Origin of the sequence: Pseudidiomarina halophila (assembly GCF_003987215.1) — a bacterium.
GTDB lineage: Bacteria > Pseudomonadota > Gammaproteobacteria > Enterobacterales > Alteromonadaceae > Pseudidiomarina > Pseudidiomarina halophila.
Genome location: NZ_PIPW01000002.1, coordinates 209,029 through 231,000 on the forward strand (window position 1 = coordinate 209,029; position 21,972 = coordinate 231,000).

The window sequence follows — 21,972 nt, forward strand, 5'->3', positions numbered from 1 at the left end:
AACTCAGCTAGTCAATACGTTGCAAGGGATGACAATGGCGAAAAGACTACGCGTTGCGATACTGCTGATAGTGGCGTTTGCATTGACCGCGTGTCAGTTGCCACCACGCACAGCCATTGAAGAAAGCTACGCTTTGTCTGCTTCGGTAACCGAGCGGACGACTTTGGGGGCGGCAGTTTCAGAACAGGCGGAACGCCACCCCGACAGGTCAGGGATCCATATTCTCGCTGATTCCCAAGATGCTTTCGCCGCGCGAATTCAGCTCGTGCGTGGAGCCGAGCGAAGTATCGATTTGCAGTACTACATCTGGCGCCTGGATAGTACCGGTAGTATGCTTACACAGGAGCTGGTTAAAGCCGCGCAGCGCGGCGTTCGCGTTCGCTTACTCTTAGATGATTTTGAAACCACCGGACTTGATGCGCAGCTTAATCGCCTTCATCAGCACCCCAATATTGAAGTTCGCCTATTTAATCCATTTGTGATGAGATCACAGAAGTGGCTTGGCTTCATTACCGATCTCGACCGTGCCAACCGGCGTATGCACAATAAAACATTCACCGTGGATAACAGCGTTACCATCATCGGTGGGCGAAATATTGCTGATCCTTACTTTGGTGCGACCGACGATTTTCTCTTTTCAGATTTGGATGTACTGGCAATTGGACCTGTGGTCAATGCTGTGGTGACGGATTTTGATGACTACTGGAACAGCAAGTCAGCTTACCCTATCGATTTAATTCATCCGGCTGATCAGCCACCAACTGACTCGGCGCCGATCGAAAAAATCGTTCAGCAGCATACATCCGGTGATGATGCAGTGAACCATCAGACTGTAGTAGATGAATCGCAGTTTTTTACCAGGTTAGTTGCCGGTGGACTGGAGCTCACCTGGGCACCCACCACAATGCTGAGCGACGACCCGAGTAAAGGGCTAGGGCGAGCAGCAGAGGACGAGCAATTGTATCCCCGGTTGGAAGATATCATTCTGCAGTCAGAGCAACGGTTGTATCTGGTGACGCCGTATCTGATTCCGACGGCTTCCGGGGTAGAGGTGTTAAAGGAGCTTGCTGCCAAAGGTGTTGATATCAACATCCTGACCAATTCGCTGGCGGCAACAGACCTGGCCATCGTTTACGCCGGGTACATAAAGTGGCGTCGCGAGCTGCTGGAGGCAGGTATAAAGCTTTATGAATTAAAACTCAGCGATGAGCAGCTGGCATCGGACGAAGATGCTGCGGGCAGCTTCAGTCTGTCAGCGGGCAGTTTGCATGCAAAAGCGGCTGCTATTGACGGTAAACTGCTGTTTATCGGCTCGTTTAATTTCGATCCGCGCTCAGCTAATTTGAATACTGAGCTGGGCTTCATTATTGCCAGCCCTGAACTCACTCAAGCCCTGGAGCAGGCGTTCGAAAATGGCGTTCCTGAAGGGGCTTATAGGGTAATGTTGGATGCAGAGGGGAAATTGACTTGGGTTGAACAGACCAGAGCGAATCCGGTTCACTATTCCACTGATCCTGAAACAAGTTGGTGGCAACGCACCTATGTCTGGTTCATGTCGCTGCTGCCGATAGACTACTTTTTATGAGCGTTTGATCCGGTTGCCGCCTGGCGGAGGAAGAAGCGTAATGAAGTATATTTTTGAAGTACACATTAAAGGCGATCACTGCGCAGAAGACTATGCACGTGCCTGGGTACGCGCCAGCGAAATTATTCAGCGCGCGCCAGGGGCGCGGGGCACTGAATTACATCGTAAACTCGACGATCCGAAGGTGCTTATTGCGATTGCCAGCTGGGATAGCAAGGCGGCCCGCGATGCGATGGAGTCTAAAGACAACCCGGAAGTAGCCGAAATCATCCGCAGCGCGGCGGATTTCTGTGAGATCCGTCCCGTCGGTGAGTTCGCTGATCCCGACTGGGTGGTGAAGCCACCTGAAACTGATTAACTAAAGGCAAACGTATGAACACAGGCGCTATTATCAGCGCCAGGTTCGAACCCTCACAGCAGTTACTCCTGCTCAGCGGTCTCCTCTTCCTTGCGTTTTTGCCGCAAAAACACGACTTCTCCGGCTGAGATAAATACTATCCCGATAATCGAAGCCCAAATAACAAGCGGGTCACTGTTCCACTTGATCCACAGGAAAGCTGCTAAAACGATGACGTCTAAAGTTATTGCACTGAGTAGTATAGCGACATTGGCGTTTACCTCTTTTCTCAGATGTCTTAACACCCCCCAGTGAATGGCAATATCCATAATGATATAGAAAATCGCACCAAGCGAGGCGATTCGGCTCAAGTCGAAGAATGCCGCCAGTGCCATCGCCATCACTATCGTGTAAACCAGGGTATGTTTTTGAATTGAGCCGGGCATGCCAAAGTGACTGTGGGGCACCAATTTCATGTTAGTAAGCATTGCCAGCATTCGGGACACAGCGAAAGCGCTGGCGATGACCCCTGAGACAGTGGCGACAATAGCGAAGCCTACGGTAATCCATAAGCCAACTTTCCCATAAACCGGACGCGCAGCTTCAGCTAACGCATAGTCTTTAGCTTTGACGATCTCATCTATGGAAAGGCTCGATCCCACCGCCAAAGTCACAAGCAGATAGATGATGCCACAGAGTATTAGCGAGAGAATGATGGCGCGCCCGACGTTTCTTTTCGGGTCAACGATTTCATCGCCGCTATTGGTAATCGTGGTAAACCCTTTGTAGGCCAGAATACTCAGAGCAATACCCGCCAGGATGCCGCCTGTTGAAGCTTCCTCTGGCACCACCGATATTGACTTAAAGTCTATTCCCGCAGCCCATAATCCGCCACCGGCGAGAATAACTAAGCCGGCCGCTTTCACGAAAGCCATGAAGAAGGAAAAGGTTTGGATAAACTCGTTGCTCAAAATATTTACGAGAAAAGCAAAGGCCAGCAGACCTACAGCTAATGTTGGAATCAGCCACTGGGCTTCGAACGGGATCAATTGGCTGGTATAGGAGGCAAAGGTGCGAGCTACCAGACTTTCATTGATCACCATCGAGAAATACATGAGCAGGGCAAATATTGCCGTGATACTGCCCTTACCGTAAGCTTTGCTGAGAAACATGGCGATGCCACCAGCTGAGGGGTAAGCTTGCGCTAGCTTTACGTAAGAATAAGCACTGAACCCAGCGATAATACCGCCGCAAACAAAGGCTAGTACAAACCATTCGCGCGCCAATTGAGCAACCTGTCCGGTCAGAGCGAAGATCCCCGCGCCTATCATCACGCCGGTGCCCAACGACACTGCACCCCATAGACTTAGACTATTCTTACGATAACTCTGGTTGCGGTTGTCATGACTATGCTCTTCCATTAATGACTCCATTTTGATTAGGCAAACTTGACGTGATTAGGTAGAGAGACCATTTGGTTTTTTGTAATTTGCTAAATTAGAGTCTAACCTAGCCTAGGTACTTGTCAAAAAAGGAGATATTGTGATGGGTCATGAAATGTTCACAGGTACGGGTTTCCTCTGGATGCTTTTGATAGGCGTTATTTTGGTGGCGCCCACCTGGCGGCTATGTCAGCGCATTGGGTATCCAGGGCCTTTAGGCTTGCTGATTTTGGTACCTTTTGCCAACATTGGCTTATTGTATTTCATCGCATTTGCGCCATGGAAAACTAAGTCTAAATCTTCAGGCACTTAAAGGTGCACGAATAAACTATCAGCAGCAAAGGCAAACTTATGAACAAACGCGCCATTATCGGCAGTGTAGTTTTTTTATCTTTCGGATTGTTTAACCAGGCGCAGGCCAGCGGCGAGACCACTCACCGGTTAACTCTGGAAGAGGCGGATAAATTGGTGACGCTGCCGTTACATTGCGTCGAGACACCTTACCCCTATAAAACCGGCATCACTCTGGGAAGTGCTGAAGATGTGCAGGAGCCCAGAGTGCATCATCCGGTCTTCTATGGCTGTTTCGACTGGCACAGTGCCGTACACGGCTACTGGTCATTGGTAACGCTGTTACGGCAGTTTCCTGATATGGAACATGCAGAAACAGCGAGAGCGATTCTGAAGCGTAATTTAACCGCTGAAAATGGCGCGCGCGAAGCGGAGTTTTTTAGTAAAGAGATCAATAAGTCGTTTGAGCGAACCTACGGGTGGGCATGGTTGCTGAAGTTGTCAGATGAACTGCACGCCTGGGACGACCCGCTTGGTCAGGAACTTGCTGCGAATTTGCAGCCACTGGCGGACGTCATCATCGCGCGCTATGAAAGCTTTCTCCCCCAACTGCTTTATCCAGTGCGTGTCGGCGAGCATACCAATACCGCCTTTGGGTTAAGCTTTGCATACGATTACGCGGTAAATCACGAGCTAACCGAGTTAAAGCAGTTGATAGAGCAGCGCGCGAAAGATTATTTTCTTGCCGATAAGAATTGTCCGATTAGCTGGGAGCCAAGCGGCTACGATTTTATTTCGCCCTGCTTAGAAGAAATAGGTTTAATGCAACGGGTGTTGCCCAAGGACGAATTTTTACCCTGGTTAGCTGACTTCATGCCGCAACTGGCGGACAAAGATTACAGTCTGGAAGTAGGGCAGGTAAGCGACCGCACCGACGGCAAACTCGTTCACCTTGATGGGTTAAACTTCAGTCGCGCCTGGAACCTTTATGCGTTAGCGAATGAGTACCCGCAGTACGCGCACTTGCGCAAAGTTGCGGACAAGCACATGGCGCACTCGTACCCCAACCTGGTGGGTGACAGTTACGAAGGCGGTCACTGGCTCGGTAGTTTTGCCATTCAGGCACTGAACCAGGCAAAGCACTAACCTCCACAGAATATGATGGTTAATGACGGCAATTGCCGGCACTAACCATCATCTAAACTCTACTGAGCAGTATAACCACCATCGATCACAAGCTCGGCGCCGGTGACAAACTTGGCCTCGTCGGAGGCAAGGTAGACGGTGCCATAAGCGATGTCTTCCGACTCGCCGACATGGCCGATGGGGTGAAGGCTGTCCAGTTGTTTTCTAAAGGCATCAACGCCTTCATCAGAGGCTTTGCCCAGATCCTCGACTAATGGTGTCCAGATAAAGCCTGGATGGATCGAATTGACGCGTATTTTGTCTTTGGCATAGGTCAATGCGTCATTTTTGGTCATCAGGCGCACCGCGCCTTTGGATGCATGATAAGGCGGCAAGTCCGCGGCACCAATCAAGCCGTAAATCGAAGAGAGGTTAATAATGCTCCCCCCTCCGGCTTTTTGCATGACTGGAATCACATGCTTGGTGCAATAGAAAACACCACTGACATTAACATTGATAACCTGGTCCCACTCCTCTTTGGTGATTTCATGCGTGGGCTTGTTTGCGCCGGCGATGCCGGCGTTGTTGACCAGGACGTCGATGCTGCCAAATTCAGCGACGATGTCGGCGAACGCCTGGCTTACATTGTCTTCTGACGCTGTATCCACGTGCCAGTATTTCGCGTTACCGCCGGCTGACTGAATGGCCTTAACTACCTCCTGGCCTTTGTCATCGGCAATATCCGTTACTGCAACTGTTGCGCCTTCTTTCGCCAACTCCAGGCAGATCGCACGTCCTATTCCAAGCGCACCGCCAGTAACCACGGCGACCTTGTTCTCTACGCGTTTCATATCGACTCCTATTATCTAACGGTGCAAGTCAAAGCGGTCGTTCTCCATGACTTTGACCCAGCCGTTTACGAAGTGCTTAAGCATTTTAGCTTCACCACCGTTTGCCGCGAATTCTTCCGCGATGGCGCGAAGCTGCGAGTTTGAGCCGTAAATCAGATCGACGCGTGTCGCCGTCCATTTTTTGTCTCCGGTCGCACGATTGCGTCCTTCGAAGCGCTCCTCGCTGTCATCCAGCGGCTCCCACACAGTGCCCATATCGACTAAGTTCACAAAGAAATCGTTGGTCAGTTGGCCTTCACGCTCGGTGAGAATGCCATCCTTAGTGTCACCGGCATTAGCGCCAATGGCGCGCATACCGCCAAGGAGCGCGGTCATTTGTGGAACGCTGAGGTTGAGCAGAAATGCCCGGTCGACCATCAGGTGTTCGGCGGGGATATTGGTAGTCTGCTGCTGCATGTAATTACGAAACGCATCATGCTTGGGCTCAAGATAGGCATGAGTGTCGACCTCGGTCATATCCTGACTGGCATCGGTGCGGCCCGGTGAGAAGGGCACCTCAATTGCATGTCCGGCGGCTTTCGCAGCCTGCTCAACGCCAACGTTACCCGCTAACACGATCAGATCAGCAAGGGAAATATTCGCATCCGAGGCATCCTTGATCTGCTCCAGGCGATCGATAACGTCTGCCACGCCTGATTTTAGATTAACGTCCCAGTTTACTTGCGGTTCCAGTCGAATGCGGGCGCCGTTGGCACCGCCTCGGTGGTCGGTTTGGCGATAGGTCACCGCAGACGCCCAGGCCGTTCCGACCAGCTGTTTAGGGCTAAGGCCAGCGTCGGCGATCTGCTGTTTTAGTTTCGCAATCTGTTGTTCGTTTACCAGCGGACCTTTATGTTCAGGCACTGGATCTTGCCAAATCAGGACTTCGTCCGGCACCTGAGAGCCAAGGTAGCGATCGCGTGGACCCATGTCACGGTGGAGGAGCTTGTACCACGCGCGGGCAAATTCATCGGCGAGGACGTCCGGATTTTCATGGAACTCCTGCGAAATTTTAAGATAGTCAGGGTCGGTGATCATGGCCATATCGGCGGTGGTCATTACCGGTGGATTCTTCTTACCCTCAACATGAGCGTCGGGCACCCAATAACCCTCTTTGACTTCGACGGGCTCCCACTGATTGGCACCGGCGGGTGATTTTTTCACCTCCCACTCGTGCGCAAAAATAGTATTCAGGTAGGAATTGTCCCACTTGGTCGGAGTAGGGGTCCACGCACCCTCAAGGCCCGAAGTCACGGTATATTCGCCAAGCCCGGTTTCGTTTTTGTTGGTCCAGCCGAATCCCTGTTCGTGAATTTTCGCCGCTTCGGGAGCTGCGCCCACGTGCTCTTCCTTACCGCGGCCGTGCATTTTGCCGAAGGTATGGCCTCCGACGGTCAGGGCAACGGTTTCGCGGTCGTTCATACCCATGCGGGCGAATGTTTCGCGGACATCCTGAGCTGACTTAAGCGCGTCGGGGACGCCATTGGGGCCTTCAGGGTTAACGTAAATAAGACCCATCTGGACCGCAGCAAGGGGATTATCAAGCACCCGATTGCCGTCTTCAAAGCTACCGGTGTAGCGCTCGTCTTTAGTCGCGAGCCACTCGGTCTCAGGGCCCCAGTAGATATCGTCTTCGGGTGCCCAGATGTCGGCGCGACCAAAGCCAAAACCAAAGGTACGAAAACCCATGGTCTCCAGCGCACGGTTACCGGCAAACACCATCAAATCGGCCCAGGAGATCTTCTCGCCATATTTCTTTTTGATTGGCCACAGCAAGCGCCGTGCTTTGTCCAGGTTGCCGTTGTCCGGCCAACTGTTAAGGGGCGCAAAACGCTGCGCGCCGGTACCGCCGCCACCACGGCCGTCGAGTGCGCGGTAGGTACCAGCGGCATGCCATGACATGCGGATAAAGAACGGGCCGTAATGACCCCAATCGGCAGGCCACCACTCCTGCGAGTCGGTCATCAATGCGTCAACATCGGCGCTTAATTCGTCGACATCGATTTCGGAAAAGGCATCGGCATAGCTGAAATCTGCGCCGAAGGGGTTAGCGTCGGGATGTTTCTGGCGCAGAATATTGAGGTTGAGTTGGTCTGGCCACCAGTGTTCGTTGCCTTGCAAACGAGGTGTCGTGCGTGCACCCCACTCTTGTCGTTTTGGTTTCTGTTCAGACACATTCGTCTCCTAAACGTTGAGTTTAAAGGTATTTTTAGTTCCTGATTTAGAATCGATACGCTATTAATATAGACAGGGATCAGCGTGGTGGCCAATCGGACTTGGGCTGCGGCGCTAGCCGCCAATGGCAGGGCAACTGCTGCCGCCCGGATGACGCTGGCCGCATATCCGTCTACACTGTGGGTTAGTATTTATTCCAAGGGAGGCAGCACATGCACAGCGGTTCAGTACAGCGGTTTGGTAGCTACCTACAGGCAAAATGGGCATCTCCACGCCGGATTCGGTTCTGGTTGCTGGTTCTCGTCATTCTCTACACCCTGTTTGGGTTTTTTGGCTTGCCGTGGATGGTCCAATATTTTGCCGAGACAACGGTACGCGAAGACTTTGGTCGTGAACTGCGCATAGCATCAGTGCAAACGAATCCTTACACACTGACCCTCCGCATTGACGGCCTTGAACTTAACGACACTGACGAGCGGCAACTGCTGGGCTGGAACCGGCTGTTCGTAGACCTTTCCTGGTCAAGCATTACTAACAAAGCCTGGACCTTCGAAACCATTCGACTCGATCAACCGATAGTTCAGGAAGAGCGCTTTGTCTCCGGTGAAACCCGCTTGTCGCGACTGGCCGCCGCGGGCGCCGGTGAACCTCCAGCCACAGAAGAAGCTGAACCGCTACCCGCAGTACAGATCAAAGAATTGCGGGTAAATGGAGGTGTCGTGCGTTTTGCGGATAACCTGAAGAGCACGTTAAAAGATTCCGCAGAACCGACACAAGTCTCGCTGGCGCTGCAGGATATTGGGGTGTCGGTAGATGACTTCAATTTAGAAGACGGGACGCGCTTTCCGGTCGTTTTGCAGGCGCAGCTTGCCGAAGGCGGCAAGTTTACTGTCGATGGTCAGCTGCAATTACTGCCGGCTCCTGCTGTGGAAGCGAATGCCGGTATCAGTGAACTGGCACTGGCTCAGGCCGAACCTTATCTGCGACAGTTCATCAATGTGCGTCTTGCCAGCGGAACGCTGAGCCTGGAAGGCGAAATCCAGTCGGATGCAGAGCAGCCTTTAGCCTTCATAGGGGCTGGCGGCGTCGAAGCGCTGAGTATAAAAAATGGTGCCAATGACGAAGCTCTTATCGGCTGGCACAGCCTGCAGACGCAGGAGTTTAAGCTTAACCTTGGCGCGCGTCAGATTGAGACTGATCCACTCATCGTCCAAGGATTGTCCGGGCGTGTCGTTATTTACGAGGACCAGACTACCAACTTCGGCCAATTGCTGGTGGGCAGTGCTGGAGCTGCCGACAGCAATGATAGCGGCCCTGATGATGGGGGCAGCAACGGCGCCACGAATAGCGCAAAAAGCGATACACCATTTGCTATTGCAATTGAGAGCATCAAGCTAAACGATGGCGGTCTTCAATTTGCCGATAACTCGCTGCCGTTGCCATTCTCAACGCGCATTCATAGCTTAAACGGTGAAATATCAACTTTAAGTTCAACTTCGGCTGAGCCAGCCAGAGTACAGCTTGAAGGTGAGGTCGCGGAGTACGGATTGGTGAGTATCGATGGGGCGGTACACGCCTGGCATCCTACGCGTCAGACCAATGTTCAACTGAGCTTCCGTAATCTGCAGATCCCGGAGTACTCGCCCTACACGGTAAACTTCGCCGGTCGTAAAATCGCCGGCGGTACCATGGATCTCGATCTGGACTACAGCATTGACGAGAATCAGCTCGATGGCAGCAACAATGTGGTGCTACATGATCTGAAACTCGGCGAGAAAATGGCCTCCAGCGACGCCATGGATCTGCCGCTGAATCTAGCCATTGCTTTGCTGCAGGACAGCAATGGTGTCATTGACCTGACCCTGCCGGTAAGCGGTAATGTAGGCAATCCGCAATTTGATTTCAGTAAAATCATCAAACAGGCGATAGGCAACGCCATTACCTCTGTGGTCACGGCGCCCTTCAGTTTTCTGGCAAGCCTCGTCGGCGGGAATGCCGAAGATCTTGGTCAGGTTGAATTCCTCGCCGGCCGCAGTGATCTGCTGCCGCCCCAGCGGCAACGCATCGTCAAGCTGCGCGAAGCCCTCAATCAGCGCCCGCAGCTGATACTGGAGCTTGCCGGTCCATACAATAAGCGCTTCGATAGCCCGCCACTGCAACGCGAGAAAGCTATCGAGGCGTTGCAGCAACGTCTTGCTGAGGAAGGCCGCGATGTTGCAGATCCCAGCCTGACGGCCGAATCAAATCAGGCCATTGTTGAGACCATGTTTAGCAGCTTGTATCCGAAAACACGGCTGGATGTATTAAAGGACTATTTCACTGAAGAAGCAGATGAAGCAGGGGGCGACGCAAACTTTGATGCGCTGGCTTACCGCACCTATCTGGCCGAGCAGGTTATTGCCGCGCAAACGGTCACTGACGCTGAGCTTAAAGTACTTGCCAACGCTCGTGCGACAGCGGTTCGACAAGCTCTGGTGAACCCAGACGCGGACGCCACTGTTGCTGCTGATCGGATACGTATTTTGTCGCCTAAACAAGTCGACGATGTAGAAGGAGAGCGTATTGATCTGGAAGTTGGTGTTAGCGCGGACTAATGCGTGGGCAAAATGAAAAAGGGCTATCGGTTACGATAGCCCTTGGTGGAATCAGGTTTTCGTTTAACGTTTAAGTTCGCCTGATTCAGATTCAATATGAGCGCGAACGAACCACTGGTATTGCTCAAGTTCAGCGAGTTGTCCGGTTAACATATCTTCTGAAACGGGATCCAGATCGGCGAGCTTCTCCAGTGCCTCTCTATGATCAGAATTTACGCCATCGTACACCTTATCAAGTGCCACCAGATGTTCTTTGACCAGGCCGCGACCCACTGAGTAATCTTCCCAGCGGCGGCGATCGACGATTGACTTAGGTGTGCCAAATGGCACGCCACCAAGGGTTGCAATACGTTCGGCGATTGTATCTGTCATTTCGCGAACTGAATCGACTTGCGGGTCAAGCATCTCATGCACGCCAATAAAGTTCGGACCAACGACATTCCAGTGAATATGTTTCAGTGTCAGCTGTAAGTCGATAAGCGCAACCAAACGGTCATCAAGCAACTTAATGGTTTTGCTGGCGGCCTCATCTTTCAGACCCGGCGCGGTAAATTCTGCGGTTTTTCCAGTTTTGTTCACATTAGACATCAATTACCTCCTAACGTTTTTGTCGTAATTTCTTACGCTTAGTTAGCAGGTATAGATCATTTTTAGTTATTCCGCCATAAAACCAGACTACACTTCTGGATTGATTTATAGGGCGAAAGGATACTATCGGTATTTCTTAAATCAGTGGAATTCTTTATATCCTTACTGATCAGCAACAAACACTTCCAAAAAACGCAGCGCTAATGGATTTTTCTCTATCTGAGCACTAGTGAGACTATCAACTTCATGTCGCAGCCCGTCAGTATTTCCAAGTGCAATCAATGCCAGTCCGTCATCAGGCGCTTTGAGCAACAAACCAGCGTATGCATCGGGCCACCAACCTCCGTGCCAGACCAGCCGGTGCCCCTGCCAATCCTGCGTAAACCAACCGTATGCATAGGGTGCAGTTTCACCGTCTTTATCTTTAGGTGGGGTCCACATTTTCTCGCGTAAGGAAGCTGGAAGAATTCTTCCTTCGTCTAAAGCAATGGAATAATCTGCGAGCGCCTTTGCGCTGGCGATAATCCCTGAACTTGCGTTAAGTTCGGTGTTTGGCAGCGTAGAGGGCGCTAGTCCGTCAGCTTCGTCGGAGGTATGACGGAAAGGCGGTGCCAGGTTAGTCAGCACTTCGCCCCCGCTCTGATCACGCCATCCAGCTGAAATATGCTCGAGATGAGCAGGGTCGATGACGTACTTTTTGACCCAATATCGCCAGCTATTGTCGGTATTTTCTTCGATCCAGTTGGATAATCGGCCAAACACAACCGGGTTATAGAAAAAGCTTGTTCCCGGTTCTCCCTGCACTCGATGCTGAAGCACCTGGCGCAACGTTATAGGAATATCACAATTCAGTGCCGGAATTTCATAGCCATTATCTAATCTACCACCGCCAAAAATGCTCCCGCTATTGGTCAGCCAGTCACACCGCCGGTCCCAGTCACTGAGAGTGGTAAAGTCGGCATCAAGGTCAAGGTGTCCGTCGGCCTCCATAGCGAGTAGTGTGGCGCCGGTGAAAGTTTTTGTGATGGAAGCCGCGAGATAGGTGGTTTGGGCCGTGGTCGGTTCTTCAGCATCGTGATCCTGGAAGCCAATACTTTCAAGCATGATGATTTCACCGTTCTTGACCAAAGCGACAGACAGGCTGGGGATCTTATTCTCGACACGAAACTCGTTAAGAAATAACCGAAACGCCTCAAGTTTTTGCTCAGAAACCTCCTCAACTGCTTGAACTGTTGAAGGCTGAGCCACCGCCGGCGGGTTGCCAAGCAAAGCAGATAAGGAAAGCAGGCAAACTGCAGCCGCTGTGCCGGATTTCGGCGCTCTCGTTCTTTTTAAGAAAGGAATTGAAAGCGGGTAATAGCATTTATTGGTCTTCAGCACCGCTATGACGTTAATTAACATCACTAAAATAGTATAGGGAATAATGGCAATGAAGAAGAAAAAACCATATCCCTGAACCGTCAACAGCGCAATGAAAGCGAGGGCAAAGACCAGCATCATGGTGATCTGGAAATTGATAACAGCCCGGCCATGCTGATCGTAAAGAGGGTTATCATCTCGCTTATGGATCCAGATAAATAATGGAAACAGTATATTGAGAAAAGGTATGACGAAACCGACGACTGGTGCGCTATGGAGCAGCAGCAACCATTTCGTCTGAATGACTTCCTCGCGGGGATTATCCAGCTGAATGAGGTCATCGACGTCAATGTCGAGCGCGGCTGCTAACATTTTCACCGTTCGCAAGTGCGGCGTCACTTCACCTTTTTCCACGCGTTGGATCGTGCGTACCGTTATTCTGGTTTTCTCCGCAAGCTGCTCCTGAGAAAGCCCTTTCAGCTTTCGGTAGTAGACCAGTTGCTCTGATAACGAATTATTTTCCATGGTATTTCTCATCTTTCTTGTTGGGTCCTCAAAATGAGCGTCAAATCTACCAAGCAATGGGCGACATTGTTACGACATATAGATGTCATGTACCTGTCATTAGCAGCTATCCGGCAGATTTATTCAAGTCAGGCGGGCGGCGGAAGAGGTTGCCAAGCGAGTTGCCCGCTTATGCCTGAAAACATAAACTTGCCAGAGCGAATCTAGGGTACTTCGGTGATGATCGTTATGGCGTCACCAAACTCTGCTTGAAGTCGTTCTACGGCAAAGGTGCGATGATCTGCTCCCATCACCAAAACGACCCGGCCAGAACCAAGGGCTTTTAATTCTTTACTAATCGCATCACCTATTTTTTCATCGCGACGTTCATTAAAACGTACAATGGATTCGTAGGGCGTGCCCGCGAGCCAACCCAGTTGCAGTGCATCGATTCTTCGGCACAACTGGCCATAGGTGCCGTCCATCATGTCATTAATATCGGAAACCTTAATTAATTCAAGCTGTTGACTCTCGAGTTCAGTAAGTTCGACAGGTCGCTTAGCCAACTGTTCTGTATCAGCATTCAACTGACGTTCCGCAACCTTGATGTCTAGCGTCGTCCAGTAATCCGCTGGAATCAGCTGGCCGACAATACCATCACCCAGCCAGTCGAAACCGAATACCCGGTCTGAGTAGCGTTGCGCGAGTGTGACCATTTCACCAGGATAATTGCGGTTCAGGTAAGTTTCGGCCTGGCCGATATCTTCGGGGCGTATTTCGACACCGATGGCATCGGGCGCGAAGTCCGCAATAGCCTGATACAAATCTTCGTAGCTATAGTAGTCGTGCTCAGCATGCATACCGTGTAAAGCGCTGATAACCAACACTTGTAACTGAGCGGTGGTGTCAGGGTTTAGGGCTTGTCGATGTGCGGTGACTAAGCGTTCAAACTCGGCAAGCTGCGTTGCACTAAAATTAAGTCGATCAGCTAAGTCAGCCAAAGAGCTAAAGGGACCATGAAGGGCTCTTTCGTTGAGCAAAGAGGCAATGTCCGTTGCTGTTAAAAACTGGAGCATCGCGAGTTCGTGCTGTGTAGCCATATTCAGGTTAAGCATGAGCGGTACTTGCTGAGTGGACCAGGGTGCTTTCTTAATTTTTACAGCGTCATGCAATAACCAGAGGGGCTGGCCTAATTCTGCCGTTAATGAGGCCTCGCCTTTGTGCCATTGATCAGCGAGTTGCGTCAGCGCGTTCGAGCCGGAACTGTAGAGCGACATGAAGTCTGCTAGCTCACCATTGTGTCCGGCGTAAATTAACTCCTGCAATTGCGCCGCTAGCTCGCGGTCAGCGGTCATCGCAAAGGTCGTGTGCAAATAACTTAGCGCGGCAGCACGCGCCACTACCGAGTCTTGCGCTAACAAACCTTCAAGCAGTTGTACGAACGGAGGCGTTGTCGTGTCCTGCAGATCAAGGTTACGTATTAGCTCAAACAAATGTTGGTGATGTGTCAGGGTTTTCGAATACCAGTCGGCATCATCAGGTGTGAGGGCAGCAATCCCCGGATCCGTAGCCAAGCGGTAGAATAAGGTTGCCAGGACGCCTTCAGCTGACAGCATGGCTTGGCCATTCATAAGTTGAGAACTATAGGCCGCACTCATGCCTTCTCGGGCATAAGCTTGCTGTGGGTCTAATGCAGTGTCGGTAGACCTGGCGAACACGAGACGGTTGTGCATAACATCAAAAATACGTTGGCGGCCATCGATGCGTGAAAACCACTGGTCAGCCAGGGTTGGGCTTAGCTGGCCCTGCAGACGTTGCTGCATGCCCTTGTGGTTGGCGAACACGGCCGCAAGGGTTTGCATATAAATACCGAAACCTTCATCAAAGGCCGTTTGATAATCGGTGGTGGCAAAAACATTGTGAAAACGGCTTGATGGCGCCCGTTCGAGGTCGCCGAGTAAACGGCGCAAAAACACATGCCCCATTTCATGGGCAAAAATCTCAATAAATCCGCCATTGCCGAGATCTTGCTCGGATACGGTCATATCCACATACAGCAGGTCACAGTAAAGGGGCTGAGCTTGTTCATCCGCGATGAACCAAAAGCCGCGTCGCGCAAAGCCACCATCTTCATCAGAGAGGTACAAAATACTGCTATTGGCAAACATTTGACCACAGCTCCCAGTGGTACCTGCAGTTGCACGCGCTGTAGCATCAAGGTCAAGAATGAGGCGGGCAAAAGGCTGCTCGAAGGCTTGCTTAATCGTTGCCGCAAACGGTGTTGTTGCGATCTTTACGATTGGCAGGTGCTGCTTAGACTGCGGCAGCGCGTAGTCGGACGTGGTGGATTCTAAAATGACGAGATTCACAGCGGATGTGTCAGCTTCACTCGCATAACTCGTATGGATGCCCGTAAGAGCGTAACTAACCAGAATAAGGGCTAACAACAAAAGTTTACGCATGACTGCAAAATCACCTTGAAAGAGACAATGATAAAAGTTTAGTTGAATCTACACTGATCGGAATTAGGAAAAGTGCTTCATCGTATTTCAGTACAACGTTGCTGCACAAGCAGGAAGCGCCGGCTATTCGGCGCTTACCACTGAATGAATCCAACTGGATATTTTTTGCGTGACGCTTTTATCAAAGCCGTTCGGAAGACTTTGGTAGAGCGCGACATTGCCATCATCGGTGGCCTGAAACATATGGTTATAGTTCGGCAAAATCACCGCATCAATGTTGGCGTGCGTGCAACTGGCGAGGGCCTGTTGTAAGCCAGAGACATTCTCTTCGGCAGGCACCTGAACGTCTTTGTCGCCATTCATGATGAGCGTTGGGACGCAGAGCTTACGCCAGTAATGTGTCGGATCTGTCGCAAGAATGCCATGCAAAGCGGCATCGTGAATGTTGTCCCGCGACAGGGTATAGGTGGTCGCACCGTAGGTATCATAAATATCGCGTTGCTGTGGGGTGAGATCATTAAGTAGCGCAGCAATACTGGCTTCCCGCTCAGCGTTATCGCCGGCCGTAAGCACGCGTTGATAAAAGGCCTGGGCAATCTGCTGCAATACTTGTGCTTGTTCAGCCGTCGCACCTTTAGCCATCGACTCAGTTTTGTCCTGAAGCACGATAGCATCGATACCGTTTAAGCCGACGCCACCCAAACTTATCAAAAACTCTGGAGTGACTTGATTAGCTGCCATGGCGACAACCGTAGAACCTTCACTGTGGCCGACAAAACCGATCGCCGCGTCGGGGAATTGTGCGCTTAAGAACCTATGAGCGGCAAGGTAATCAGCTGTCAGATCACTGACACCCGCCTCAATATAGTTGCCTTGTGACCGCCTGATACCCCGTTTGTCGTAGCTAAACACGGCGATATTGTCAGCGGCGAGCTGGCGCGCCAGCTTGTCATAGAGCTGATGTTTGCCAAAAGTACCAGCACGATCTGTTGGTCCGCTGCCGTGGGCAATGAGTGCGATAGTGCGCACGGTGCCTTGTGCCGGAGCATACAAACTCCCGCTGAGCCAAGTGCCATCAGTTGCCTGGAATTGTAACTCCTGTACCGCGGCATCCTTGGCTGCCTCATTAGTAACTGGACAGAGTTCGACCGGAAGTTGCATCCCTTGCGTGAGTTTGCCCACCAGGCACTTATCGGCGCGCGTTTGCAATGACAATTGAGCACCAAGCGTTGGTAATGCCATGGTAATACTGTCATCCGTGATTGTGAGGTCGTTAACCGGAATTGTAGCAACTCCTTGCGCAGGACTACTGACGTTGGCGGTAGGACCATAGCTTTGCCGATAAATGGTCAACTCTAATGGTAACTGCTGTTCGTCAGGCAAAGTCGCATGCCCTTCCCACTTGTCGGTTTTTAGCTCTGCGCTCATTGCGCTATTTACTAAAAAAATCGTCAAAACCGCTAACAACATCTTTTTCATGATGGCTTCCACTTGGTTAGGTTCTCGCCGCGTTTTGCTTAGGCTTCATCAGGGCCCGGAACGCTGCAGTTAGTATCGTTAATCACAACGACCGATAGTTACCTAACGTTAGAAGCAATAAATATGCCAAGTGAATTGCGTGGCTAACAACTGCGTACGCCGTCGCAGACTAAGTTCCCGCTGCGCAGCTGCGTTTCATTAGAGCGGCCACACGATCAGCAGCAGCGGCATGGAAACGATGACGACCAGAGCCTGGACAGGTAGACCCAGCTTCCAGTAGTCGCCGAATCGGAAGCCACCAGGGCCCAATATCAGCGTATTATTCTGATGCCCAATCGGTGTTAAAAACGCACAAGAAGCGCCAATGGCAACGGCCATCAGAAATGAATCCGGGTTGACGTTGAGTACCGATGAAATACTGATTGCTATGGGGCACATGACCGCTGCGGTGGCGGCATTGTTCATTAAGTCGGACAAGAACATCGTCACCAACAAAATAGCCAGCAAACCAATGATGGCATTGCCCTGCGCAACGCTATCGACCAGGAATGTGGCGATGAGCGCAGCAGTTCCCGATGATTCCATCGCCCCGGCAACGGGTATCAATGCTCCCAGCAGAACAATAACCGGCCAATCGACCGCTTCGTACACTTTGCGTAGCGATACGGTGCCCAATGCCATAGAGGCGAGTACGCCTAGAGCAAACGACACTGCGGCTGGTAGCCACCCGAGTGCGGCGACAGCGATGGCTCCGAGCATGATTAAGCTGGCTTGCCAAATTTTGGCTTTGCTTGGAATGCGGAGCTCGCGTTGCGCCAACGGCACACAACCGTTATCCGCGGCAAACTCGGCAATCGCCTCAGGTGGACCTTGCATCAGCAGCAAATCACCAGATTGGAAGTTGATCGCCCGAAGCCGCTTCATCGAGCGCTTACCCTCGCGCGAAAAAGCGAGCAAGTTAATGCCATAGCGCGTGCGCAACAGGATGTCTTTGGCGGAGTTTCCAACGAGTCGGGAGTTAGGTTGAACGACTAACTCGAAAAGCGCGATTTCGCTTTGTTTGCTCTCTTCGCCGTCATCGTCTTCGTCGGTTTCCGTTTGCTCCTGTGCCTCGGTCTCTTTTTCGTCATCTTCGACCGACTCTTCAAGTTTAAGCCCCAGTATGGATAACACATCCTTGAGCGCGTCGGCTTCTGCTTCCAGCATTAATATGTCGCCGGCATGAACGCGACGACCGGGATTTGCGGCAATGATTTTTACCTCATGCTGCACAATCCCAATGATCTGTGCATCGACATCTTTCAGTTCCGCTTCAATTTCATGCAGGGATAAGCCGTCAGACTTGCTCCCTTCCTCGACCCGAACCTCGGTGATGTACGCACCTGACTCAAAGCCTTCGAGCCCCGACTGTTTGCGTGCAGGCACCAGTCGCCGGCCAATGAGTGCGATAAAAATCACGCCTGTGGCGGCAACGGCAAGTCCAATAGGAGTGAAGTCAAACATACCGAAATTGCCTAAGCCCGCTTCCGCCCGAAAGCCTGAAACAATGATGTTAGGTGGTGTTCCCACCAGTGTTGTCATGCCACCTAAAATGGTGCCGAAAGCGAGGGGCATCAATACCTGGCCGGCGGTTAGCTCAAGCCGTTTCGACACCTGTACGGCAACGGGCATTAACAAAGCCATAGCGCCAACGTTATTCATAAAGCCTGAGAGCAGGGCACCTAAACCAACCAGCGCACTTATGCTCACGATGGTACCCGCGTTGGCGGGCAGAGCGACACGTGTCAGGGCGTCAACCGCGCCTGAGTTTTGCAGACCTTGACTCAATATGAGGACACAGGCGACGGTGATGACAGCTGGGTGACCAAAGCCGCTAAATGCAGCAGAACCATCAACGAGCCCAGCAATAACGCAAGCTAAAAGCGCCGCCAAAGCCACCATGTCGTGGCGCCAGCGACCTAGCAAAAACATCACTACGGTCGCCAGCAGGATGGCGAGAATAAGCCACTGATCCAGCGTCATAAGTCGGTGACTGCCTCGGCTTCAAGAGGATAAGCGCCGTCTGCTCCATGAATCTCTTTGCCGTTCAGCGGTGGGTTGAACACACAAGCCAATTGTAATTCTAATTGAGCCTTTAGAATGTGGTTATCGTTGTTGTTCAGCATGTACACGGTGCCTGGCTTAATCGGGTGTTCAACGCCCGTCGCCAAATCCAGAATAGAGCCTTCGCCACTAATACAGTAAACCGTCTCTAAATGATTCTTATAGTGAATGGGCGTTTCGGTATTGGCATAGATGGTGGTGATATGAAAGGAGTAGCCCATATTATCGTCCTTGAGGGACATTCGGACACTGTTCCAGGTTTCACCATCCACTTTTCGATCTGAGTTACGGCAATCTTCTAGTGTTCGTACAATCATGCAGGTTTCTCCTCGCAAAGCCCCTAGGCGTTCTTTTGATTCCATAAAACTAGCGCGCTTTCGACTCAGTGTATATAACCAAAGACTTTTCTAATTTGTAAAATCAGCCGTGGGAGATGAACTGTAGTTGGCTATAACTTAAATCGTGCATAAAGAGGATTATGGTCAGAAACTTTACGTGTATCGATCGCTGAAGTTCCCTGTAGTGACAGATCGCGGTAGAAGATGAAGTCGAGAGGGTGCTGCCGGTAGGTTTTAATATGATGTGGGTCGACCATAATCGCGTGCTTGAGGCCGACGCTGCGACAGAATTGCAGCAACCGCAAGCGGCGTTGGCGGCTCCACACGTTAAAATCGCCGGCAACAATAAGTGGTCCTTTGTGTCCTAATAGCTCTTCTTTGATGAACTCTATTTCTTGAGAAAATTGGTTTGCACGGACAAAGTTCATCGCATGAACATTGACGACTAACAATGAGCCACCCTCTGCTAACGAGTGATACGAGAGCATGTAACTTTTGTGTGTTGCGAACATGCCTTCGCGCTTTCTGCTTAGTCGAGTTTGAGCTTCTGTAAAAGCATACTTGCTTGCGGTGAGTACACCATAAATAGAGCGACGTGTTTGCATATTTGGCGCAATAGCATAAGACCATTGCGGTAGTAACCAGTTACTCTTGGTCGTCAGTTTTGCCTCTTGAAACAACAAAAACAGACAGGGGTAGTTTGCCAAAACGCCAGCCAAAACACGTTGAAAATCTGGTGTTTCGGTAAGTTTCTGAGTATTCCAACACAACACACCAAATTCTTCGCCATGATGAATAGGGTGCTCGTGTATGAACTGCTGAGGAATCACGGTTTTTGGTTTAAGCACAGCTCCGCCTTCATTAGAAATCTGCAGACTGATTATTCTTCAAACAGTATGATTGTAGACTTTTCACTGGTGTTTAGCATTAGCTGCAGCTGTTACTTAATGTGACATTTTCCCAGGATTAGGGCCATGCCTTCGATAAGATTTCACTGATACTTCCGGTAATAGGCTTTAACGGAAGTGAATTGTTGACCACTGCAGCGCTGTCTAAGCAGTACAACTACCGCGCAAGCCGCTGTGCATGTCTGCGCATGCCATCGAAGATCGGATCAGCAATAAAGCCTGGGAACGTAGCGGGTAATTCACTGGCAACTTTTTGTATCACATCTTCCGTTCGCGCAGCCATTTCATCCAATATTCCATTCATGGAATCTTCACTGAAGCCGACGTCTTTCGCTGTCGCCAGAAAGTGCTCGCGACGAATCATACGACATTCGTACTTTCTTCCCCGACTACCTTTGAGAGACATGGCTAACTTGAGATCTTTTTCGTGTAAGCCCCTTTTACTAATGGCAGGAAAAGCCGACAAGATGTCATACAGAGGTGTGAGGCGATACTGGCTTCCTCGCCCGATAAAAATTGAAAAGTTCTTCGCATGGCCGTCGGTAGCGCCCAACAACCAAAATAAAACCTGAGCGCGCATAAACACATGGCGGTCTTCCATCGGATTGCCTGAGCCCAGCAGTTCTTTCATGATTGTTGCGATTGCCGGGCCACCATCGGTTTCATATTTTCTGGCTGGCGAGGTACCTGTGACCTGGCAGAAATCTTCTTGCGGAAGACGCATAATCCATGAACCATCTGCGCTGAGCTTGCGATCAAAGCGTTCCACGGCGAGCGCTTTCATACCGTCAGGGGCGATGATCTCGCAATTTGCCGTGTCAAATCCGTAGGCTTTGGCGATTTTTAGGCACAAATATTCATTTTCAACGCTGTGCTTCATGTCGATGACGCGGTCATGCGACTGAATTTCGCCAATGGGTAGTTTGATAATATAATTTGTTGGCGTTGCGTTATGCGGTAAATGCCATTGTCCGTCGTGAAACAATAAGGCCGTTTTCTCTTGCGCTCCGGCAAGTGAGATACGAAAGTCGCGCTGGTCTTTTAACATGCCTAACGGGGTTTTTGATTGGTATCCCCTCAGGATTCTGCCAACTTGCTCGTCAGTGAGTGGGCTGGCTTCAATATGTTTAATATCGGGCGCTGGAGAGTGTTGGGGAACCAGTTGAATGGCTCCAACACAATCACGTCCGATTTGCGCCAGGATATCAAATGGCTCGGTCGAATTAGCCTGAAAACGAGCGACTATGCGGTCACGAATTTCACGAGAGTCAGGAATAAGGTTGTCAAAATAATTATAAACTTCTGGACCGTCGTATCGGGTACTTTGAAGTGGTAATGACATGGATATGCTGCGTCGCCCGGGTGACACCAACCAGCTTTTGTCATAAGTGAACTGATTTGCCCCGCTTCGCGTTCGGGTATATTCGCCAACCTTAATGCCATTCATATAAACATCAAGCTTTTCCATGAGCTACCATCCTTCATTCCATTGGGAGGCGTTTTCGTTTTGTACTTGGTTACGAGTCGTTATATCAATTTTTAGATTGAGAGCGGCCAGAATTTTGAAAACGGTTTCTAACTTACACGTCTCAGGGTTATTTTCGAAGTTCGAAACAGTAGCAACACGGATACCGACAAGCTCAGCAATATCTGCCTGAGTGAGGCCTCGTTTAGTTCGGTAGTCTTTGACTAATCTACTCAACTGCTCGGGTCGGGTGATATTCATGATTCGATTGCTCCGAAATGTTTCGTTCGATAACGAATCTGATGACTATACGCCATAGCGTAATAT

The 21,972-nt window shown here is 50.8% G+C and carries 17 protein-coding genes; 5 read left to right on the forward strand and 12 right to left on the reverse strand.

What is annotated here, in order from left to right:
* Positions 1-34 precede the first annotated feature (34 nt).
* Both CWI69_RS07025 and CWI69_RS07030 read left to right on the forward strand, forming a co-directional pair.
* A complete protein-coding gene (locus tag CWI69_RS07025; protein ID WP_126763254.1) occupies positions 35-1,585 on the forward strand; it encodes a phospholipase D family protein in 1,551 nt (516 codons plus the stop codon).
* A 40-nt stretch (positions 1,586-1,625) separates the two neighbouring features.
* Positions 1,626-1,943 (forward strand): antibiotic biosynthesis monooxygenase family protein, encoded by a 318-nt coding sequence (locus CWI69_RS07030; protein ID WP_126763256.1) that lies wholly within the window; start codon positions 1,626-1,628, stop codon positions 1,941-1,943.
* Positions 1,944-2,005: 62 nt separating this feature from the next.
* Here CWI69_RS07030 and CWI69_RS07035 read toward each other — a convergent pair whose 3' ends face one another.
* Positions 2,006-3,343, reverse strand: coding sequence for an APC family permease (locus CWI69_RS07035; RefSeq protein ID WP_126763258.1), 1,338 nt, complete (start codon positions 3,341-3,343; stop codon positions 2,006-2,008).
* 124 nt (positions 3,344-3,467) lie between these two features.
* Between CWI69_RS07035 and CWI69_RS07040 the strand changes: the two genes are divergently transcribed.
* Together CWI69_RS07040 and CWI69_RS07045 are read left to right on the forward strand one after the other, a co-directional pair.
* The gene (locus CWI69_RS07040; RefSeq protein WP_241971057.1) at positions 3,468-3,677 is read left to right on the forward strand and encodes a hypothetical protein; all 210 of its coding nucleotides are present in this window, start codon (positions 3,468-3,470) and stop codon (positions 3,675-3,677) included.
* Positions 3,678-3,715: 38 nt separating this feature from the next.
* A complete protein-coding gene (locus CWI69_RS07045; RefSeq protein ID WP_126763262.1) occupies positions 3,716-4,801 on the forward strand; it encodes a DUF2891 domain-containing protein in 1,086 nt (361 codons plus the stop codon).
* 59 nt (positions 4,802-4,860) lie between these two features.
* On the opposite strand, the gene CWI69_RS07050 is transcribed toward CWI69_RS07045, so the two are convergent.
* Together CWI69_RS07050 and katG are read right to left on the reverse strand one after the other, a co-directional pair.
* Positions 4,861-5,631: an SDR family NAD(P)-dependent oxidoreductase gene (locus tag CWI69_RS07050; protein WP_126763263.1), complete on the reverse strand. Its 771-nt coding sequence runs from the start codon at positions 5,629-5,631 to the stop codon at positions 4,861-4,863.
* Between the two features lie 15 nt (positions 5,632-5,646).
* Positions 5,647-7,845: a catalase/peroxidase HPI gene (gene katG / locus CWI69_RS07055; RefSeq protein WP_126763265.1), complete on the reverse strand. Its 2,199-nt coding sequence runs from the start codon at positions 7,843-7,845 to the stop codon at positions 5,647-5,649.
* Between the two features lie 212 nt (positions 7,846-8,057).
* Between katG and CWI69_RS07060 the strand changes: the two genes are divergently transcribed.
* Positions 8,058-10,439: a DUF748 domain-containing protein gene (locus CWI69_RS07060; RefSeq protein WP_126763267.1), complete on the forward strand. Its 2,382-nt coding sequence runs from the start codon at positions 8,058-8,060 to the stop codon at positions 10,437-10,439.
* Between the two features lie 63 nt (positions 10,440-10,502).
* Here the strand turns inward: CWI69_RS07060 and dps are convergent, their stop codons facing one another.
* The 9 genes from dps to CWI69_RS07105 form a co-directional block, all read right to left on the reverse strand.
* Positions 10,503-11,027, reverse strand: coding sequence for a DNA starvation/stationary phase protection protein Dps (dps, locus tag CWI69_RS07065; RefSeq protein WP_126763269.1), 525 nt, complete (start codon positions 11,025-11,027; stop codon positions 10,503-10,505).
* Between the two features lie 162 nt (positions 11,028-11,189).
* Positions 11,190-12,911 carry a serine hydrolase gene (locus CWI69_RS07070; protein ID WP_126763271.1) on the reverse strand — a complete coding sequence of 574 codons (1,722 nt, stop codon included), beginning with the start codon at positions 12,909-12,911 and terminating at the stop codon, positions 11,190-11,192.
* Positions 12,912-13,114: 203 nt separating this feature from the next.
* Positions 13,115-15,352 (reverse strand): ComEA family DNA-binding protein, encoded by a 2,238-nt coding sequence (locus CWI69_RS07075; protein WP_126763273.1) that lies wholly within the window; start codon positions 15,350-15,352, stop codon positions 13,115-13,117.
* 123 nt (positions 15,353-15,475) lie between these two features.
* Positions 15,476-16,831: an alpha/beta hydrolase gene (locus CWI69_RS07080; RefSeq protein WP_126763275.1), complete on the reverse strand. Its 1,356-nt coding sequence runs from the start codon at positions 16,829-16,831 to the stop codon at positions 15,476-15,478.
* 198 nt (positions 16,832-17,029) lie between these two features.
* Positions 17,030-18,853, reverse strand: coding sequence for an SLC13 family permease (locus CWI69_RS07085; RefSeq protein WP_126763277.1), 1,824 nt, complete (start codon positions 18,851-18,853; stop codon positions 17,030-17,032).
* Positions 18,850-19,296, reverse strand: a complete 447-nt coding sequence (locus CWI69_RS07090) for an ectoine synthase (protein WP_338051932.1) — start codon at positions 19,294-19,296, stop codon at positions 18,850-18,852. The genes CWI69_RS07085 and CWI69_RS07090 overlap by 4 nt, the downstream gene beginning before the upstream one ends.
* 86 nt (positions 19,297-19,382) lie before the next feature.
* A complete protein-coding gene (locus CWI69_RS07095) occupies positions 19,383-20,120 on the reverse strand; it encodes an endonuclease/exonuclease/phosphatase family protein (RefSeq protein ID WP_126763280.1) in 738 nt (245 codons plus the stop codon).
* Between the two features lie 217 nt (positions 20,121-20,337).
* Complete coding sequence (locus CWI69_RS07100; protein WP_126763282.1) at positions 20,338-21,648, reverse strand: type II toxin-antitoxin system HipA family toxin; 1,311 nt, start codon at positions 21,646-21,648, stop codon at positions 20,338-20,340.
* A 3-nt stretch (positions 21,649-21,651) separates the two neighbouring features.
* On the reverse strand, positions 21,652-21,906 hold the full coding sequence (locus CWI69_RS07105; RefSeq protein ID WP_126763284.1) for a helix-turn-helix domain-containing protein: 255 nt from the start codon (positions 21,904-21,906) through the stop codon (positions 21,652-21,654).
* Positions 21,907-21,972: the final 66 nt, after the last annotated feature.

What these genes read in the sequence shown, in the direction of transcription:
- CWI69_RS07090 (WP_338051932.1), bottom strand. Translation starts at nt 19,296, where the DNA reads ATGGAATCAAAAGAACGCCTAGGGGCTTTGCGAGGAGAAACCTGCATG.
- CWI69_RS07085 (WP_126763277.1), bottom strand. Translation starts at nt 18,853, where the DNA reads ATGACGCTGGATCAGTGGCTTATTCTCGCCATCCTGCTGGCGACCGTA.
- CWI69_RS07080 (WP_126763275.1), bottom strand. Translation starts at nt 16,831, where the DNA reads ATGAAAAAGATGTTGTTAGCGGTTTTGACGATTTTTTTAGTAAATAGC.
- CWI69_RS07075 (WP_126763273.1), bottom strand. Translation starts at nt 15,352, where the DNA reads ATGCGTAAACTTTTGTTGTTAGCCCTTATTCTGGTTAGTTACGCTCTT.
- CWI69_RS07030 (WP_126763256.1), top strand. Translation starts at nt 1,626, where the DNA reads ATGAAGTATATTTTTGAAGTACACATTAAAGGCGATCACTGCGCAGAA.
- CWI69_RS07045 (WP_126763262.1), top strand. Translation starts at nt 3,716, where the DNA reads ATGAACAAACGCGCCATTATCGGCAGTGTAGTTTTTTTATCTTTCGGA.
- CWI69_RS07100 (WP_126763282.1), bottom strand. Translation starts at nt 21,648, where the DNA reads ATGGAAAAGCTTGATGTTTATATGAATGGCATTAAGGTTGGCGAATAT.
- CWI69_RS07070 (WP_126763271.1), bottom strand. Translation starts at nt 12,911, where the DNA reads ATGGAAAATAATTCGTTATCAGAGCAACTGGTCTACTACCGAAAGCTG.
- dps (WP_126763269.1), bottom strand. Translation starts at nt 11,027, where the DNA reads ATGTCTAATGTGAACAAAACTGGAAAAACCGCAGAATTTACCGCGCCG.
- CWI69_RS07035 (WP_126763258.1), bottom strand. Translation starts at nt 3,343, where the DNA reads ATGGAAGAGCATAGTCATGACAACCGCAACCAGAGTTATCGTAAGAAT.
- CWI69_RS07050 (WP_126763263.1), bottom strand. Translation starts at nt 5,631, where the DNA reads ATGAAACGCGTAGAGAACAAGGTCGCCGTGGTTACTGGCGGTGCGCTT.
- CWI69_RS07025 (WP_126763254.1), top strand. Translation starts at nt 35, where the DNA reads ATGGCGAAAAGACTACGCGTTGCGATACTGCTGATAGTGGCGTTTGCA.
- CWI69_RS07040 (WP_241971057.1), top strand. Translation starts at nt 3,468, where the DNA reads ATGGGTCATGAAATGTTCACAGGTACGGGTTTCCTCTGGATGCTTTTG.
- CWI69_RS07060 (WP_126763267.1), top strand. Translation starts at nt 8,058, where the DNA reads ATGCACAGCGGTTCAGTACAGCGGTTTGGTAGCTACCTACAGGCAAAA.
- CWI69_RS07105 (WP_126763284.1), bottom strand. Translation starts at nt 21,906, where the DNA reads ATGAATATCACCCGACCCGAGCAGTTGAGTAGATTAGTCAAAGACTAC.